Annotated in this window: 13 protein-coding genes and 1 pseudogene; 8 read left to right on the top strand and 6 right to left on the bottom strand. The window is 64.4% G+C overall.

Annotated features, from left to right (window positions below):
• Positions 1 to 420: 420 nt before the first annotated feature.
• Positions 421 to 741 carry a hypothetical protein gene (locus ID574_RS25300; protein WP_188191466.1) on the top strand — a complete coding sequence of 107 codons (321 nt, stop codon included), beginning with the start codon at positions 421 to 423 and terminating at the stop codon, positions 739 to 741.
• Between the two features lie 248 nt (positions 742 to 989).
• Positions 990 to 1,298 carry a nucleotidyl transferase AbiEii/AbiGii toxin family protein gene (locus ID574_RS25295; RefSeq protein ID WP_188191465.1) on the top strand — a complete coding sequence of 103 codons (309 nt, stop codon included), beginning with the start codon at positions 990 to 992 and terminating at the stop codon, positions 1,296 to 1,298.
• 323 nt (positions 1,299 to 1,621) lie between these two features.
• Here ID574_RS25295 and ID574_RS25290 read toward each other — a convergent pair whose 3' ends face one another.
• Entirely contained in the window at positions 1,622 to 2,200 is a 579-nt protein-coding gene (locus tag ID574_RS25290) for an NUDIX domain-containing protein (protein ID WP_188191464.1), read from the bottom strand.
• A 356-nt stretch (positions 2,201 to 2,556) separates the two neighbouring features.
• On the opposite strand from ID574_RS25290, the gene ID574_RS25285 reads away from it, so the two are divergent.
• Both ID574_RS25285 and ID574_RS25280 read left to right on the top strand, forming a co-directional pair.
• On the top strand, positions 2,557 to 2,931 hold the full coding sequence (locus ID574_RS25285) for a hypothetical protein (RefSeq protein WP_188191463.1): 375 nt from the start codon (positions 2,557 to 2,559) through the stop codon (positions 2,929 to 2,931).
• Positions 2,932 to 3,488: 557 nt separating this feature from the next.
• Positions 3,489 to 4,193, top strand: a complete 705-nt coding sequence (locus ID574_RS25280) for a Fic family protein (RefSeq protein ID WP_223167053.1) — start codon at positions 3,489 to 3,491, stop codon at positions 4,191 to 4,193.
• Positions 4,194 to 4,318: 125 nt separating this feature from the next.
• Here the strand turns inward: ID574_RS25280 and ID574_RS25275 are convergent, their stop codons facing one another.
• Positions 4,319 to 4,738 (bottom strand): mycothiol transferase, encoded by a 420-nt coding sequence (locus tag ID574_RS25275; RefSeq protein WP_188191906.1) that lies wholly within the window; start codon positions 4,736 to 4,738, stop codon positions 4,319 to 4,321.
• 68 nt (positions 4,739 to 4,806) lie between these two features.
• Between ID574_RS25275 and ID574_RS25270 the strand changes: the two genes are divergently transcribed.
• The 3 genes from ID574_RS25270 (at position 4,807) to ID574_RS60080 (ending at position 6,860) form a co-directional block, all read left to right on the top strand.
• Positions 4,807 to 6,228 (top strand): ATP-binding protein, encoded by a 1,422-nt coding sequence (locus tag ID574_RS25270; RefSeq protein WP_188191461.1) that lies wholly within the window; start codon positions 4,807 to 4,809, stop codon positions 6,226 to 6,228.
• A 321-nt stretch (positions 6,229 to 6,549) separates the two neighbouring features.
• Positions 6,550 to 6,699 carry a hypothetical protein gene (locus tag ID574_RS61720; protein ID WP_262496043.1) on the top strand — a complete coding sequence of 50 codons (150 nt, stop codon included), beginning with the start codon at positions 6,550 to 6,552 and terminating at the stop codon, positions 6,697 to 6,699.
• Entirely contained in the window at positions 6,696 to 6,860 is a 165-nt protein-coding gene (locus ID574_RS60080; protein ID WP_223167051.1) for a hypothetical protein, read from the top strand. Before ID574_RS61720 ends, ID574_RS60080 begins: the two co-directional genes overlap by 4 nt.
• A gap of 818 nt (positions 6,861 to 7,678) precedes the next feature.
• On the opposite strand, the gene ID574_RS62400 is transcribed toward ID574_RS60080, so the two are convergent.
• The 4 genes and pseudogenes from ID574_RS62400 to ID574_RS62860 all read right to left on the bottom strand — a co-directional run.
• Positions 7,679 to 8,038 (bottom strand): recombinase family protein, encoded by a 360-nt coding sequence (locus ID574_RS62400; RefSeq protein WP_336245541.1) that lies wholly within the window; start codon positions 8,036 to 8,038, stop codon positions 7,679 to 7,681.
• A gap of 532 nt (positions 8,039 to 8,570) precedes the next feature.
• Positions 8,571 to 9,092 carry a hypothetical protein gene (locus ID574_RS25250; RefSeq protein WP_188191460.1) on the bottom strand — a complete coding sequence of 174 codons (522 nt, stop codon included), beginning with the start codon at positions 9,090 to 9,092 and terminating at the stop codon, positions 8,571 to 8,573.
• Complete coding sequence (locus ID574_RS61715; RefSeq protein ID WP_442939328.1) at positions 9,082 to 15,753, bottom strand: polymorphic toxin-type HINT domain-containing protein; 6,672 nt, start codon at positions 15,751 to 15,753, stop codon at positions 9,082 to 9,084. Before ID574_RS61715 ends, ID574_RS25250 begins: the two co-directional genes overlap by 11 nt.
• Positions 15,754 to 15,966: 213 nt before the next feature.
• Positions 15,967 to 16,197, bottom strand: a pseudogene (locus ID574_RS62860) (DUF6531 domain-containing protein); the annotation flags it as partial.
• A 22-nt stretch (positions 16,198 to 16,219) separates the two neighbouring features.
• On the opposite strand from ID574_RS62860, the gene ID574_RS60065 reads away from it, so the two are divergent.
• Positions 16,220 to 16,690, top strand: coding sequence for a hypothetical protein (locus ID574_RS60065; RefSeq protein ID WP_223167135.1), 471 nt, complete (start codon positions 16,220 to 16,222; stop codon positions 16,688 to 16,690).
• The last annotated feature ends 406 nt before the right edge of the window (positions 16,691 to 17,096 follow it).

Here is a 17,096-nt window from a genome sequence, read left to right as displayed (position 1 = left end):
ATCAGGCGAGGGCCTCACCTGCAAGGAGGCCCTCGCCTTCGCGCCGCTTGGAAGGGCAAGGCCTTCCGCGATGGGGGGCGCTACGCGCCTTTGAGCTCCAGGCAGCGCCTCCCAAGGGGCAAGCCCCTTTCGAACCCCGGAAAACCCACGCTCGCTCCGCTCGCCAGCCCACCCGTTGCCTGGTTACCGGGCTGACTGGCGGGAGCCCACCCTGACCAGACCTCGCTTCGCTCGGACTCCCTAACGGGGCCGCCCCTCGCGCTCCTCATTCATAGCCGTCCCGATCCAGCGCTGCTTAGCCAACGAGTCGCCGGCAGGAAACCTCCTGCCCACCCGGCCCCATAGCTTCACCGGTCTTTCCGCTGCCGCGTCTTCTCGCCCGTAGTGCGATGCCCTGTCATGAGAGGGCACACTAGAAGCATGGATTCCCGGCCCCGCTACGCCAGCCACCGTGTCTACCTCGTACCCGCTGATCTAGGCGAACTGACGGGTCCGGCCGCCGGTGTCGTGGAATTGCCCACCAGGTTGGACTGGTCAGAGCAGCACATTTACGACTTGTCGAACCAGAGCCACGTGGTACTGATGTACGAACGCGTGATCCGCGAAGCCTCTCATCTCGACGACCTACGAACATACTTGAATCAAGAAACGCTGGTCCGGATCTGGCCTCGCCTCTATCTGCCGGTCAACGCGAGACAAGCATGGGAAACGATCTTTCCAGAGCTACGACGGGCGGCATAGCTTCCTATGGAGCCTCTGCACGAACTTGTCGCACAGATCGGCCTCGCGGCGACAGCTCGGTTCGGTTTCGCGCTCGCCGGCGGCTACGCCGTACAAGCCCATGGATTTCTCACCCGTCAGTCCGAAGACGTCGATCTCTTCACAACTGCAGGCGGGGAGTTCGAGAAGGCTGTACTCGCCGCCGAATCGGCCTATCGTGATGCCGGCTTGAAGGCGGAGATCCAATTGCAGAACCCGGGTTCGCGAGATTGGTCGTCACGGACGCCGAGCATCGATCGGTCAGGGTCGAGATGGGCGTTGATTGGCGGGCCCATCCACCAGTGCGGCTTGAAATCGGCCCGGTGCTCCACCCTGACGACGCGGTGGGCAACAAGATCGCTGCACTCTACGGCAGAGCCGAAGTCCGAGACTTCGTCGACGTGTTCGCTATCCTCCGTAGCGGACGTTACAGCGCCACCCAGGTGATGGCCTTGGCCGCAGCGGCAGACCCGGGGTTCGATGCGGGGATGTTCGCGGTTGCCCTCTCCCTCTCGGACGCATCGATGATCAATCCCTAAGAAACCACGGCTTGAGCAACGAAGATGTGCAAGAGCTTCGCCGCTGCTTCCACGACTGGGAGATCACCCTACGTACACGTGGGAATCAGGGATAGCTTCCAACGCGTCCAGCGCGATCGCCATGACTCCGGCTTGTACGTGCCAGGCCGGAAGTGTGGGCGATCAGCTGCGCCGACAGACTCACCTCGACCACGGCGTCCACAACGTCTTCGACAAGAGTCCGGACGGCCACCACGAACTCCTGAGCCTCCGGACGGTGGAGATGTTGTACGCGCAGACTGCTCGACGGTTCCTGGAGGAGCCCGCGGCAGACGATCCCCGATTCAGTATGGGATCGATCCGTTTGCCCAGATCCCATACGCCGAGAACATGAAGCGAGGGTTCGGCAAGTCGAGCGGTGGCCGCCAGGCGAAAGCAGCGCCTTTCTTGGCCGAATCGAACATCTGAAATTCACCGGCCCAGAAGGCGTACCGGAAGTCCGCATGCACGTGCGCCGGCTCGTTCCCGGCCTCATCGGCAGGAACCGGCTGAATACGAACATCCACCGGCACAACGTCATGCGGCTCCGCGGACGCGGTGCGATGCCAGCAAATGCCGGTCGCCTGCTCCAGCCCACGCAGAGCCGCATCGTACATGCTCGGATCCTGCGGCTCGATATGACCACCCGGCAGGCGCCATCGCTCCAGCGACCGATGACGCACCATCAACACGTCACCGACGGCATCCACCGCAGCCGCACTACAGGTGACGTGCAGCGGAAAGGTTTTGCGCGAGACGACATCATCATCGTGACAAAGAGCCGAGAGCAGAGGGAGCACATCGAAGCGTCGGTTGGGGGCGGCGGCGAAATAACTCGCCAGGGCATCGCTGACCACGTCACGGTTAACGACCACGATCTCCATAGAAGTGCCCCGGACACGCTTCCCGCAATCGATTGCCAGACATTAAAGGGAATCTCCCATTTGCCAGGAACATAACGCTCTACCAACGAATACACCGACCCGATCCTCACCAACCCGCCATCACTGAAGATCCTCATCAGAGGACAGTGAGTAGGGCTGTGTCAGCCCCCACACTGGGGACGGTTCGGACCGACCGTCGAGCAGCCCCGGTGAGTGCAGGCGCCCCGCCGGCAGAGGTACGCCTGCGCGGCCCCAACCCGGTCAGATTTGCACCAGCGCGGGAGGTACCAGTCCGATCCATGAATGCGGAAGATCGCATCTATCGTGCTATTCCTGGGAAGTGGAGATGGTGAATCATGGCGACCAAGACAATCGAGTTCGCGGTAAGCGATGAGGATCTGACCGACCTCGAGGAACTGGTCGATTACTTCAGCCAGGGCAATCGCTCCGCCTACCTCCAGGCGACGATCGGGGTCATGAAATCCGTGAAGCTGGCAGAGGAGCTTCGGGAGCTGCAGGCCTACGCCCACGGCAAGCTGGGCGAGCGGGGCATGCCCCTAGAGGACATCCCGGAGATCACTCGCCGGATATTAAGGGGTAGCCATCGTCGACCCCGTGCCCGTGGTCTTCGACGTGAACGTCCTGGTCGGAGCGGCTCAACTCCCATACCATCGGACTCGCGGAAGCTCTACTCCACAATTTCTCCATCGTGTTCTCTACATTTTCTCTGAAGGGCCGCTCTGCTCCGACGAGATCCAGCTGGTCGTTGATGGCGTACAGAAGTCCGGTGGCTCCAGCGATCTTCTCTAGTACGGCGCACGCGTCGCGGGTGGAGTAGAAGGCGATGCAGACCATCGGGTGGTCACCTTCCGCCCAGCGCACCGGGTATGCGGAGGGTGGCGCTCAGAACGCCGGCGTCCCTTCTCAATCTCGGCGCGAGTCTCGGGGCAGCTCGTCGATCCCTGCGCTTCCACGTGACGCGGGACGACGACCTAGCGTTCAGCGCGGCGGAGGCCGTCGAGGCAAGGAAGTGGGCGTGAACCACGATCCCGCCGCCCAGGCCGTTCCTCTCGTACCGGGCCGCGGATCTCCTTACAACAAGGCCGTGATCGTGAAGGGATACGGCCTATCCTTAATCACCGAGGGAGCGTGAGAGGCTGGGCGCCTCCGGTAGGGCGCGAACAGGCCATCCGATCCCGCGTCGACTCTGGGAGTAGCGATGGTAGGCAAGCTGGCAGAGGCCTTGGGATTCCGCTGGGACCGAGCCTCCATAAGACAAGACGTTGGAATGCACACGATTGAGCGCGCTGTCTGGCGATATCAGCATGCCCTTCCGGGTTTCGTATGGGATGCTGCGGTCCTGGAAGGCAACCCATTCACTTACCCTGAAGTGCAGACCCTCATGGACGGCATCACAGTGGGTGGGCGGAAACTCAGCGATGAGCGCCAAGTGATCAATCTTGCCGAGTCCGCAAGAGAACTCGCCAGAGTGGTGAAGTCAGGGGAGTTCAGGCTGGACAAACCGACTTCGGATAGATTCCAGCAGATCATCGCTCAGGGCGAGGCACTCGAGGTGGGTCATTTCCGGGGAGAAGGCCCGCTCACCCTCACGCCTGGCGTCAATTTGGGAGAATATGGCCGCTACATGCCTCCACCAACGGAGCCAGGCGGCGAAAACCTGCGTCGCATCTTCTCTCAAGGGGTGAAGGCAATCCTGGCAGAGATAGAGTCTCCCTTCGAGCAAGCCATGGCGTATTTCCTGTTCGCCGCTCTGCAGCAGTTCTATTTCGACGGCAACAAGCGGACCGGCCGGACCATGATGAACGGGCACCTGATGACGCATGGAATCGACGCCATCAGTGTCCCGGCGGCGCGGCGGGCCGAGTTCAACGCCATGATGGTTGATTTCTATCGGACCAAGGACGCCACCGCTGCCTTCGCCTTCCTCACGTCATGCCATCCGGATTTCGAGGAGCCACCGGGCATCCTGTAGGCATCCGGACGTCTGGTCAGCGGATCACGCGGCAGATCAGGAAGTCCCTGATGCAGGACGGGGCCATGACGACCCCTCGAGTGCCGCGATGACACTTGGCGGATCGCGCCTGCCGGGTATACCGGTCAACCGCGCAGGCGTGGCCGGTTGGACTTCACGTGCCATCCAGCCGCAGGGTCCTCCCCAACCAGCCCGTCCACTGCCTCGCGGAGCAGGTCGGCATGGCCGGTGTGCCGCCCGTACTCCTCGATCAGGTCGCAGACCAGCCGGCGCAGGCTGAAACGGCGCCCGTCGGGGTAGGCGAGGTGGACGAGGTGGTCGAATCCGCCGGCGGCCAGGGCCGCGTCGAGCTTCGCCCGGGACCGTTCGACGGTGGCGTCCCAGAGCGCGTAGAGGTCTTCGGGGCTGTCGTCGGCGGCCGAGTAGAAGTCCCAGTCGGGGTCGGCGTCCCAGGGCGCGGTGTCCCACGGCGGCGCGGTGTCCCACGGCGCCGCTGAGTTTGGTGCTGAACATCTCTCCCCGGCGCTCGCGAGGCGCTTGAGCAGGCCAAGATAGTATCGCGCATGATACTATCTCCTTGGATACTATTCCGAGCGAGAGGCTGGAGGGCGCGGTGCGTCGGTTCATCGGGCGAGAACGGGAGCTGCGCGTATTGGGCGCGGCGTTCGAGAAGATTCGTGAGGGGGTCGGCTCTCAGAAGCCTGGCCAGTGCATCCTGCTGCGCGGCCGACGACGGGTTGGCAAGTCAAGCCTTGTCGAGGAGTTCCTCAGCAGGGCCGAGGTCCCCTATCTCTTCTTCACCGCAGCAAGCGGATCTGCTGCGGACGAGTTGGCGGAGCTTCTCGACGCCGTCGCATCCTCCACTTTGCCGGAGCGGTCCCTCTTCGCCGAGGAGAAGCCAGGGCATTGGAACGCAGCCTTCAGGCTGCTGGCGGAAATCCTGCCCGATGACGCTCCAAGTGTTGTCGTGATCGACGAAATCCCGTACCTCATGGAAAGGGTCGACGCCTTCGAGGGCATGCTGCAGCGGGCATGGGACCGCCTGCTCAGCCGCAAGCCGGTGCTTCTGCTGCTGGTCGGTTCCGATCTATCGATGATGGAGGCCCTGAACAGCTACGACCGGCCCTTCCACCAGCGAGGGACGGAGATGGTCCTTGGTCCGCTGAATCCCGCTGACATCAGCGACATGCTCAGCCTGGAGCCTGCTGCCGCATTCGATGCCGCCCTGGTGACAGGCGGACTGCCGCTGATCTGCGCCGAGTGGCGACCGAATGCCTCACTATGGGAGTTCCTTCGCGACTCGCTCGACAACCCCATCTCCGCGCTCCTGGTATCGGCCGAGCGGTCGCTGGCCGCCGAGTTCCCGCCCCAGGCGATGAGCAGGGAAGTACTGCGGGCTATCGGGAGCGGAGAGCGCACATTCACCAACATTGCTCGGGCCGCGGGCGGCATCGCACATACCACCCTCACCCGGGCAACCGACGTCCTGGCCGACAAACGCGTGGTCGCCGCCGAACTACCAATTTCCCTGCGGCCCTCCAAAGAACGTCGCTACCGGGTGGTCGACCCGTATCTGCGCTTCTGGCTGGCTTTCCTCGACCCGCACATGGCGGAGATCGAACGAATGCGGGGCGACCTGACCCTGAGCCGGATCAAAGAGAAGTGGACGAGTTGGCGAGGCCGGGCCGTCGAGCCGCTCGTCCGCGAATCCCTCGGCCGACTCCTCCCCGACGGCGGGCTCCCTGCCGCCCCAGCCATCGGCGGCTACTGGACCCGCAGCAACGACATCGAGATCGACCTGGTCGGTGCCGACCGCCAGCCGGTGGCCAAGCGACTGCTCTTCCTCGGATCGATCAAGTGGCTGGAGAACTCGGCATTCGACAGCCACGACCTGGCCGCACTGCACAAGCACCGGGCGTCGATCACCGATGATCCCGTACCGCTGGTCGCGGTCTCCCGCAGCGGCGTCAACTGCTCCGGGCTCCAGGCAGCATACGGACCGGAAAAGCTGCTCACAGCTTGGCGCGGAAACTGAACAACCGAGCCGAACCCGAAGAAGGCTACAACTTCAGGGCCAAGACGCAGGTTCCCGTGTCAAGGCGACGCGGAAGCCGATCGTCGTTCTCGCAGGTGAGAACCGCAACGATAGGCATCGTATGCGGGTGCTGTTTTCTGCCATGGGTAAAGGAGTTTCTACACTTCTGGATGTGGAGGAGTGGGAGATCCGCGTCACCAACAAGATCGTGGATCCGAACCTGTACCGCCCGCTGGGCGACAAGTTGGAGGGCTCCCAGGTTCACAACTTGAAGGAACTGCGTCCCAGCCGGCGGGTCGCTCCGAGATTCGGATCGCGCTTGTGTTCGATCCGTGGCGGCCGACCATCTTGCTGGTCGGCGGGGATAAGTCCGGTGACTGGTCCGGCTGGTATCGGCAGGCCATCCCCTGCGCCGAAGAGCTGTATGCGGAGTACATGACCGAACGCGAGGCGGAGGAGAAGGACCGATGACGAATTTTCCCAAGTGGAGCGACGTCCGCGCCGACATGGCCACCTCCGGCGGCGAGGAGGCCGTGGCTGAGGCCCGGCGGGGCAATCAGGCCTACATCGACGGCTACCGGCTGGCCGAACGGCGCCAAGAGCCTGGGCCTGTCAGAGACCGAGGTCGCTGACCTGATGGGGAGTGACCAAGAGCCAGGTCTCGCAGATCGAACGCGGTGAGGTGTCCACCGTGGAGGCCATCGCCCGCTACGTACAGGCCCTCGGCGGGCATCTCCAGATCTCGCCGTGTTCGGCGATGACGTGTACATCCTGCGCGGCACCGACACCCACGCCGCATAACTCGAACCATCTTTTGCGGCCCCATCATGCAACTCTTAGGGGTACGTCCCCTGGGCGGGCCTGGCTCCCAGCCTTCCAGTCTTGGGAGCTTCCGATCAACTCGGGGAGCTCAAGCATGTGGTCGTCATTCCGCTGGCGCTGTTTTATCGGGCGCGGTCTTATCGGGCATCCGACGCTCTTGCAGCGCCCGGTTTTCGCCTTCCACCCGCAGTCCTCGGCCTGGCTGGTCATCTCCTCGTCGAGCAGGCTTCGCCATGCCGGGCCGGACTCCCGGGGGTCAAGCCGTCGTTCGCGTGTACATACTCCTGGTGACCTTCCGCCTCGACTACTTGCCCTGCCTGCACACGACAGTCTGACCCCGGGTGGCTGGTCTGGCTTCCCTTGTGGTGGCCGCCCTTCCACGCCGGCCATGTCCTCTCCTCTCCGAGGAGGGCAAGGGTACAGGGACGGAGCCCCTGGGTTATCAGCAGCTTCTCCCGCGTACCTGACGCATCGCCCTCGTGGTCTTACCGCTGCCGTTGGCGGGGCGGTTCTTTGCAGGAGCGCCTGTCCAGCAGTGCGCGCTTGGGCGGCGCGGCCGCGACCGGCCGAAGAGCCGCAGCGCGGCCAGCGACCACCCGACGCGCGGCGGGCCGCGTAGCGGACCGCTTTAACGACCACCCCAAAACGTAGCCGTCCGAAAAACGATCATGACCGCTGTAGCCGTCAACGTAGCCGTCAAACGGTCCCTGCCGCCCTGCGGCCCGACGGAGGGCACCACGAGGGTGTCGCCTTCACGGAGGTAGTCCAGCGCCTTGGCCAGTTCTTCACGTTCGGCGTTCTTGCCGGACTTCTTGTCGGAGAAGATCCGCATGCAACCGGCCGCCTCAAGCGCGGTGATCTGACGGTCCAGAAGTTGCCCGGCCGTGCTGACTCGGGCGTAACCGATGAGGGCACCGCTGGCGTTGGCGGGTTCGGCGGCCAGAGGGTCGTCGACGGCAAGGCCGGCGGCGGGCGGGGTGATCGTCACCGCGCCATTGTATGAGAAACGGCCCCTTCGGAGTTCTTGGACACTCCGACTTTTCAACACGTTTCTTGGACACTCGCGCGGCGTCGATCAAGGGATTCGCGGCGCCTTGGTGATCTTGTCGAGAAACGTTCGATTCTCGACAAGATCGTATCGGATTAGTCCCTCATCTCCCCCTACGGAAGAGCCCTCGGACCGAAAATCGGGGTGGTTGCCCGCCGACGTCGGCTTCCTGGTCCGGGTTGAGACCGGACTGGATTAGCCGGACTCCGAGAGCCCGCGCCATGGGGACCTTCACTGTGCTTCGAGCACGCGGATCAGCTGCACGCCGCGGGCGGCGGCCAGCCAGTCCGGCAGGCTCCGCTTGTGGTTGCTGCAGGTCTCGATGGCCAACTCGTGGGCGAGCGTGCCGGTCAGCGTGTCGGTGCGGTGCTCGACGATCAGGTCGCGGACGATGGTGATCAGCTGAGGGCTAAATAAGGAACCCCACGCTGCATATCCAAAGAGCGGGGCGTGGGCCCCCTCTCATTTTCCCCTAGCTAATTCGCCCCCGCTGCTTCTTTCGCTTGCCGCTTGGATAGGCATTCATAAAATGAGCAAGCCTATCCCTGTCTAGATCGATCACTTCAAGAATATCCCTGGCAAGATCATAGTACCCCGAGCATAGCTCTCGGTAAATTATCCAGATTCCTTCCCGGGCGTTTTTCCGACAGATGGATCCGAGATCCGAATTCCCTCTCTCCATCTCTTCCGCATCGGACTCACCAGAAACCAACTGCAAAAGCAGTTCAAGAAGAGCCTTGCGAGCTGCCTGCGGAATTTCCCCCGCAAGGGCCGCAAGCAAGACAGGGACCATATGCTGCGACGCCTCGAACAGTTGCCCTTGAACCACGACATAGTTCTCGAGCTCCCAATATGCAGCCCAGGCTTCGTCCTCGGTTTCGCTTGAGACGAGAGCCAGAATGCTTTCTGGTACACGGTCAGCCTCGCCCCCCATCGCCCGAAGCGCTCCCCAGTCGTGACGGCTCAGCTCCGTTCTAACCATACTATCGCTCACGACTCCACCTCCCTCCGGGATCAAACGTTATGCCTGGAGGAAATTGATCCCTATCATATCTCTCCTGGCACCTCTTACATACTGGAATTTCGGTCCATTCGCCTTGGCGCCAGCCGAAAGCTCCTTCAAATCTCACACCGCCAGGACCCCTACCTGCCTGGCGCTCAATATCGTTCTCAGCACATCCGGTCGGATTTCCAGAGCATCCAGCATATGCATTACCATCAGCATCGTAACCACCGCAGTAAGTGGCGTGTTTCTTTCCAAGGGCGTTGCCTGCGTTATCCCGTTCACATCTCGCCCGCGCGCCTGCATCGTCGTCAATCGGCCCACAGTCACCACGAGGGCTTGTGTTATGGACAAGGACGGCTTGATCGCCTGCTACCACATGGTAGGTGTGCAGGTCGTCGACGGTCAGGTTGTGGACCCGCTGGACGACCGTTCGGGCCCTTGTTGCGGTGATCTGGACGTACGTGCCCGCGGAGGTTTGCAGCCACATGCCCGGCTGTAGTTGCCCGGCGTCGACCCACTCCTTCAGGGCGGGCACCCAGAAGGGGTGGTTGTCGGTAGCTGTGATGTCGTCGGTCGCAGTGCCGCGTGTGCCGTCAACGTCCACGGTGATCTTGACGAGGTTCTTGGTGCCGTGGCCGGTGATCAAGGTGGTGACCGGCTTGGAGGTTGTGTGACCGGTTATCGGGTCTGTGGCGAGGACATGGTCTCCGACTTCGATGTCCTCGATGGCTTTGTGGCTGCCGTCGGCCATCAACACCTGGGTGCCGGGCACGAAGCTGTTGCCGCCAGGTGTACAGCGGCCGGGGCCGATGCCGGGAGGGACGTCCGGCGGCAGGTCAGGGGCGACGTCGTCGAGGATGTCGTCGATGAGGGATTCGGTCGTCGTCTCCCTGATTTCTTCGACGACGTCCTTTTTCCATTCGATACGGGAGCCCTCCGGACCGATGGTGGCACTGGGACCGAGGTCGACGCCTCTGTGACCGCCGTAACTGCCCGAGCAGGGGCCGGTGCGGCATTGCTCGTCGATGCGTTCCTGCTTGGTTTTCCGACGGGGCAATGAGGAGCCGGCACCAGCCTTGGCCGAGCCCGAGACAATCTTCTTGGGCTGAGTCGGTCTCCTAGTCTCAGTGGTCTTCTTCCGCGGGCAGTTACGGGTGCAGCTCCGCGGGTCGTTGGACCCGTCACGGTCCCGGGTAGTGACTCGATCGTCGTCGTCGGATCCGTCACGGTCCTTCTTGCACCTGACCTTCTTGCAAGCCTTACCGATAGGACCGGTCTTTCCGGTACCGGCGGTCTTACCGGTACCGGCGGTCTTACCGGTACCGGCGGTCTTACCGGTACCGGCGGTCTTTCCGCCCCTGGGGCCCTTGCCGGTACCACCCGTCCCGTTCCCGTCCCCCCATTTCTGTAAAAACTCTTTCTCGGTTGCTGCGTGGTCTTCCAAAGCTGGTGCGATAGCTCTGTCGTAGAACTGCCGCTCGGTCTTGCCACGCTGCTCGTAATGTTGAGCCGCGTTGCATGCCGCGCTGCTCCACCCGGCACCGCAGTATCTGTCGGACCATCCTGCTCTGAATCCTGGAGCCGGCGGCGAGAAATCGATCTTGATATACATGTCATGGCCGGACGGATCCTTTTGAACGAGCGGGTCGCCCTGGCCGTATAGGTAGCGGTTGAGCCGGTTGGACGGGTCGGGGGACAGTGTCCAGTCGTCGCGTGAGGCGAATCCGCCGGTGCCCGGCAGGTACCAGCGCGCGTGCATGTTGACCTTGCCGGTGTCCGGGTCGGTGTACTCGCCCTGGTATCCGAGCGAGCGTTGCGTGCCGGTGCGGGTGATCGGCTCGCCGAAGGGGTTGTAGGCGACCGAGTCGACGATCGCGGTGCTCGAGTAGGTGGCGACCACGTCGTCGTGCAGGTCGGACATGACGCCCAGGGCGGGACTGGTGCCTTCTTGGAGGCTGAGGAGGCCGCCGTAGGGGTCGCGGCCGTACTTGGCCTTGATCGTGCCGGTCTGGTCCGTCACCGTGGCAATGTCGTTGGCCAGGCCGGAGTAGGTGAAGCGGGTCTCGTCGGTGCCCTGCTTGCGTGAGGCGAGCCGGCCGAGGGCGTCGTAGGTGTAGCTGGCCTCGCCGTCGCTGACCATCCGGTCGAAGGCGTCGAAGACGAGGGTGCGGGTGGTCGTGCCGGTGGTTTCGGTGGCCAGTGTGCCGCGTGGGGTGTAGGTGTAGGTGGTTCCGGCTCCGGTCAGCAGCCGGTTGCGTTCGTCGTAGGTGAAGGTGTGGTCGCCGGCTTTGGTCCGGTTGCCTGCGGCGTCCCAGGTGTAGGTGGTGACGTTGCCGTTGGGGGCGGTCCAGGAGGTCAGGCGGCCGGCGTGGTCGTAGCCGTAGGCGTTGCTGCCCGCTCCGGCGGTGCCGGCGGTGGTTTTGGAGATGAGGTTGTCGTCTTTGTCCCAGCCGTAGGTGATTTTGGCGAGCTGGGTGCCGGTGCTGCTCTTCAGGGTGTGGGTGGCCAACCGGCTGAGCGGGTCGTAGGTGAAGTCCTGGCTGTTGACAGGGCTGGTGGAGTTCAGCGACCTCAGCCGGTTGTTCTCGTCGTAGCCGTAGGTGAAGCTCCGGCCGGTCACCGGGTCGGCCGCGGTGGCCAGGCGGGAGTTGTCGTCCCAGGTGAAGGTGGCGTTGCCGGAGGTATCGGCGCGGGTTAGCGGGTTGCCGAGGGCGTCGTAGGTGAAGGCCGCGATCTGTGTACTGCCGCGGGTGACCTTAGTGAGCAGGCCGCGGTCGTTGTATTCGAGGCCGTAGTCGCCGATGCCGATCCGGCGGCCGGCGGCGTCGTAGCGGTAGGTGCGTTCCGGGGTGGCCACCGGGGCGCCCTGGCCGGTCTCCTTCGTCAGGCGGCCCAGTGCGTCGTAGTGCCGGTCGATGCGGATGCCGCCCGGCTGCTGCACGGTGGTCATGTTTCCGGCCGCGTCGTAGGACTGGGTCCAGGTGCGGTCCGCAGGGGCCGGGTGGGCGGCGGTGGAGGGCTCGGTGACCGTCTCCACCAGTCCCAGGGAGTTGTAGGCGGTCCATACCGTGTTGCCGCGGCCGTCGGTGCTGCGGGTCGGCGCTCCGGTGGCGTCATAGCCAAACGTCGTGGTGATCGACTCGGTGGCCGACACCGGCTCGACCAGCTCGGTCAGCAGGTTGGTGGCGTCGTAGGCCCGGGTGGTGACATGACCCTCGCCCGATGTGGTGCGCACCAGGTTGGAGGCCGCATCGTAGCCGTAGCCGACGGTGCGCAGCGTGGCGCCGGTGGTATCAAGGTTCTTGTGCGCGGTCAGCCGCCCGGCCAGGTCGAACTCGGACACGGTGGCGTATCCCAGCGGGGTGGTGGTCTTGACCGTCCGGCCTGCGGCGTCATAAGCGAACGAGGTCTCGTAGCCGAGCGGGTCGGTGACCTTGGTGACCTCGCCCGCCGCGTTGGTGGTGTAGGCGGCCGGCTTCCCGATGGGCGGCGTCCTGGCGGCCGGGAAGCCGGCGTCGGTGTAGGTGAATCTGGTCGTGTACGCGGCTGCGGCGGGGCGGCGTTCGACCAGGGTGCGGGTGATCAGGCGGCCGAGATCGTCGTAGGTGGCCTGCGTCCGGGCACCCGTCGGGTCCACCTGTGCCAGCGGCTCGCCCGCCAAGTCGTACTCGGTGACCCATTGACCGGCCGGCTGCCCGTCGACCGCTGGTTCGGTGACCCGTACCTGGTTGCCCAGTGCGTCGTACTCGGCGGTGCTGCTGTGACCGCGCTCGTCGGTGATCTTCGTGAGCTGACCGGCCGCGTCGTAGGCGTACGACTGCTGAGGGACGAGCTGGGTGCCCCCCGGCGGCGTGTACGGGGCGCCGGTCACCGCGGTCACCCGCCCCAGCCTGTCGTAGGAGGTCGTGCTCTGACGGCCCTCCGGATCGATGACGTGCGTCGACCGGCCCGCGCTGTCATAGCCGTACCGGGTGCTGGGACGTACCTGCTCAGCAGTCCCGCCACGCTCGGCCTTGACCGTGGGCAACTTGACCTCGACCAGCCGGCCATGCGCGTCGTAGCGGTAGCTTGTCGTGAAGTCGGCTGCCGGGGCGCCGCTGACGTTGCCTCGCGGGTCCACGCTCGCGGTGACCAGGCCGCGCTCGTCCACCGTCCACGTGGTGGTCAGGTCCGTGTCGCCGTTCTCCACGGTCTGGCGGACCAGCTGGTTCTCCTTGTTGTAGGCGAACTCCACGCTCTCGGCCCGCGTCGTGCCCGCCGCTGTCAGTGTCTGCTTGGCGAGGTTGTCGTTGGCGTCGTAGGCATTGGTGACCTTGCGCGCCAGTTTCGCAGGATCGAACGTGGACGAGGTCAGCCGGCCGGCCGCATCGAGGGAGAATGTGGTCTGCGCTGCGGGGGTGGTAAGGCCCGTCAGGTGGCCTGCGGCGTTGTACGTTCTCGTCTCCAGCACCACGTCCTTGACCGTGGTGGCGCCGTTCAGCTTGACGTCGTCAGCGATCACCTGCGACAGGCGGTTGTCCGAGAAGTAGGTGTAGGACGTCTTGCGGCCCATTGCGTCGACCTGGGCCGCCAGTCGCCCGCCGGGGTCATAGGAATACGACTGCAGCACGATCTCCCGGGCCGGCTGGGGGTCGACCGGGCTGCCCGTCCAGTTCTTCAACGTTCGGGTGGCCAGCTCGCCACGCTGGGTGTAGGTGTAGCCGAACACCGAGCCCAGCTCATCGGTTACCGACGTACGGGCTCCTGTGTTGTCCCAGGTGCTGCGGACGACGCCGCCCTCCGGCCCGGTCACCGTCTCCATGCGGCCGAACGCGTCGTAGGTGTAGGTGATCGTCCGTTCCGGATCGCCGCCCGTCAGGTCCACCACGGTGTCGGTCAGCTTGTTGCCGTCCGGGTCATAGGTGTGGCGGGTCTCGACGGTATGCGTCTTGCCGGTGATCTCGTTCTTGACCGGAGCGCCCGTGTGCTTGACGAGCTGGCCCAGCGCGTCGTAGGCCAGGCTGGTCTTGATCCCGTCCGGGAACGCCTTCGAGATCTCTGTGCGGGAGATCGGACGGCCCAGCGGGTCATACTCGTACCTGGTGATCAGCCCTTCCGGCTCCACCTGCTCGGCCAGATCACCGGCCGCGGTGTAGCGCTGCTGCCACACATTGCCCCGGGCGTCGGTCCTGGTCTTCACGAGGCCCGCGGGCGTGCTGCCGCCCCCGACCGCGGGCTCGCTACCGTCGGTGTACGTGATCGTTAAGGATCGGCCCTGTGGGAAGTCGAGTGTGGCCGGGGTGGTCTCCTTGGTTTGCTCGCCGTAGGAGTTGTACTCGAACGTGGTGGCGTAGGTGTTGTCGGTGGCGCTGGCTGAGCGGGCGTCGCGGATCTTCACGACGAGGTCGTTGCGCCGATCGAACTGGTCGTCGCTGTTCAGGTAGTACTCGGTGTAGACCGTCTGGCAAGAGTCCACGTCGCGGCAGGTGGTTTTAGCGATGGGATTGCCGCGCTTGTCGTTGGCCACCTCAACGGTGCTGTAGTTCGGGTCGGTGATCTCGCTGAGGTAGCCACCGGTGTCGTAGCTGTAGCTGGTCGTCTTGCCGAGCTGATCAATGCTTGAGACGATCCGGTAGCCGCGCCATGCGTCATGAACGGACTTCAAGGTGCCGTTGGCGGGATCGGTGACCGTAACACTGGACATGCCCGTGGTGGTGTCGTAGACGAGCTCGCCTAGTTGCCAGGTTCCGCCATTGCTGTCGGTGTGGGTCTTAAGGCGGTCAGTGAGGGCGTCGTAGGTGTTGCCGGCCCAGACCCTCCCCGATGGCAGGGTGATCTTCGTGAGCTTATGCGGCGCCTCGGCCCTTGCCGCGTAGTGGCGGGCGACCTCCGCCGGGGACAGCGGACGGTCGTAGACGGCGACCTCGTCGACGGTCCCGGACACGCCGCCGAGCATCAGGTAATCCGCGTAACTGGGATCAGTGTCAGTGATCTCACCGCTGAAGGTCCCGACGGCCGCCCCGTCCACGTACAGCGTTTGCCGGTCTCCTTCGGCGGTCAGGACGGCATGGTGCCACGCGTTGTCCTTGACCACCTTGGTGGTGACGATGCGGGACGCGGCATCGTAACCGGCCGCCAGCTTGCCATCGGCGGTCACCTGCAGCATGGGGAAGGTATAGACGGACCAGTTGCCTTGAACGGTCATGATGGTTCCGCTCTCGGCCGTTTTGAACCAGGCCTCTATCGAGGCCCAGGCGCCGGCGCGCGGGATGATCCCTGGAGGCAGGTGGATTGCGCCTGTGGTCGAGGCGGGGATACCGACGGCGGTGTCCGGCGTTCCGGCGAGCGCGCCGGGCTGGCCCAGCGTGTAGTCGCTGTTGTAGTCCGCATCGCCGAGCCAGCCTAAGCCTTTGGCGCTCCATCCGGAGGTCTCCCCGAAGCGCCAGTACCCCATCGGGTCGGAGTCCAGCACGGTACTGCGATACAGCGACCCGGGATTGTGACCGTAGATGGTGCATCCCTGCGCTGGGTCGCACACCTTTTCCAGCACGTCGCCGTTGTAGGTGTAGCTCCACGTCAGCGCCTTGCCATCGACCGGATCTGTGCTCACCGTCGCGACGTGCGCGCCGGCCCAGGTGAAGCTGAGCGACCGGCCGCCGGGCGCGGTCACCTTGGCCAGCTTGCCGTCGCTCCCGTACTGGAGGTTCTGGCTGCGGCCCCGCTGGTCGGTGACCTTCAGCAGTCGCCCGTTGGTGTCGAACAGGTAGGAGGTGGAGGACTTGTCCATCAGCCGCCAGGTACCGTCGGTGTTCTTGCCGAGGGTGGCGAACATGCCGGGGGGAGGCTGGTAGCTGCCGTCGTCCTTCTTGGCGAAGCGCACCTGCCGCCCGTCCGGGTACGTCACCAGCGCCGACGCCAGCCCGCGAATGCTTTCCTCCACCAGGCGCATATCCCAGCGGGTGGACCAGCCCGCGCCGAATGCACCGTCGCGGCGTGGATCCATGCTGTTGTAGGAGCGGACGACGGAAAGCGGTGGCCCCGCCACCGGCACCTGCACGTCGGTGACGGTGGTGGTGTAGTTGCCCGACGCCTGGTGGAACTCCTGCCCGTTCACACCAGGTGTCGCAAGGTGCGAGGTGATCGTGGGCTGGCGCACGCCAATGATGAAGGTCCGTGTCTCGGAGTACGCGCCCTGGCCGCCGATGGTGGAGGCGTCGGTGACCTTGACGCGCCACCAGTACTGGCGTCCCCAGGCCAGCGTGCCCTCCGGCACGGTCCAACTGCCGGACGACGTCCAACAGCAGTCGTCGTACGTGCGGCACCCGGACATCGACGGGTTCTCACACACCTCGAACTCGAAACTGATCGTGCCCCCCGACCAGGTCGTAGCCGTGGCGCTCAACGTGGGAGTGGTGGTCATCAGCTGCAGGCCGTTGTCCGGCGCCATCGAGGTGAGCGTCGGCGCGGGAGGCGGGGGGCAGGGGCCGATCAGCGACCATCCTGTCGGTTCACGATGCGGCGGGAACGTATTGAGGCTGGCGGGAATGTTCTGGATGGCCTTCCAGACCCGCCTGTCGGAGTGGACCACGGTCCCGTACGCGACATAGACGCCATATCTCCACGGCTCATAGGAACCGCAAGGCGGCTCGGCCGCCATCTGAGCCATGATCGCCGAAGAGCCGCTCCGCGGTGCGGTCGCTGTTCTTGCGTGGCGCCTGACGCCTGCGCGTTCTTCCTGCGGCAGCGCCTTCTTCGGGGCCTTGACCTTTTTCTTGGGCGTGCCAGCCGCGGCAGAAGTATGTGTGGCCTCGCTCGAGGTGAGCGAGGGCAGGGCCGTTGTAGACCCGAAAGCTTGCTTCGGTGATTCCTCCGGGCTGTGAAGCCCGTTAACGAGCTTGAAGGCGTGATGTCGTCAGATTCAGACCGGTTACGGCGAGGCATCCGTCGATGACTTCGCGGCGGTATTGGAGTTGGCGAAGCCCTCGTCGAAGGACGCCGAGTAGGTGGTCTGGA

Source organism: Nonomuraea sp. SYSU D8015 (assembly GCF_008065375.1).
Classification (GTDB): domain Bacteria; phylum Actinomycetota; class Actinomycetes; order Streptosporangiales; family Streptosporangiaceae; genus Nonomuraea.
Note: the sequence above shows the minus strand (reverse complement) of the source record. Positions and strands in the feature narration are given on the sequence as shown.

Bases quoted from the DNA above. Each gene is read 5' to 3' on its own strand.
- ID574_RS25300 (WP_188191466.1), top strand. From the start codon at position 421: ATGGATTCCCGGCCCCGCTACGCCAGCCACCGTGTCTACCTCGTACCC.
- ID574_RS25290 (WP_188191464.1), bottom strand. From the start codon at position 2,200: ATGGAGATCGTGGTCGTTAACCGTGACGTGGTCAGCGATGCCCTGGCG.
- ID574_RS25285 (WP_188191463.1), top strand. From the start codon at position 2,557: ATGGCGACCAAGACAATCGAGTTCGCGGTAAGCGATGAGGATCTGACC.
- ID574_RS25280 (WP_223167053.1), top strand. From the start codon at position 3,489: ATGCACACGATTGAGCGCGCTGTCTGGCGATATCAGCATGCCCTTCCG.
- ID574_RS60080 (WP_223167051.1), top strand. From the start codon at position 6,696: ATGACGAATTTTCCCAAGTGGAGCGACGTCCGCGCCGACATGGCCACC.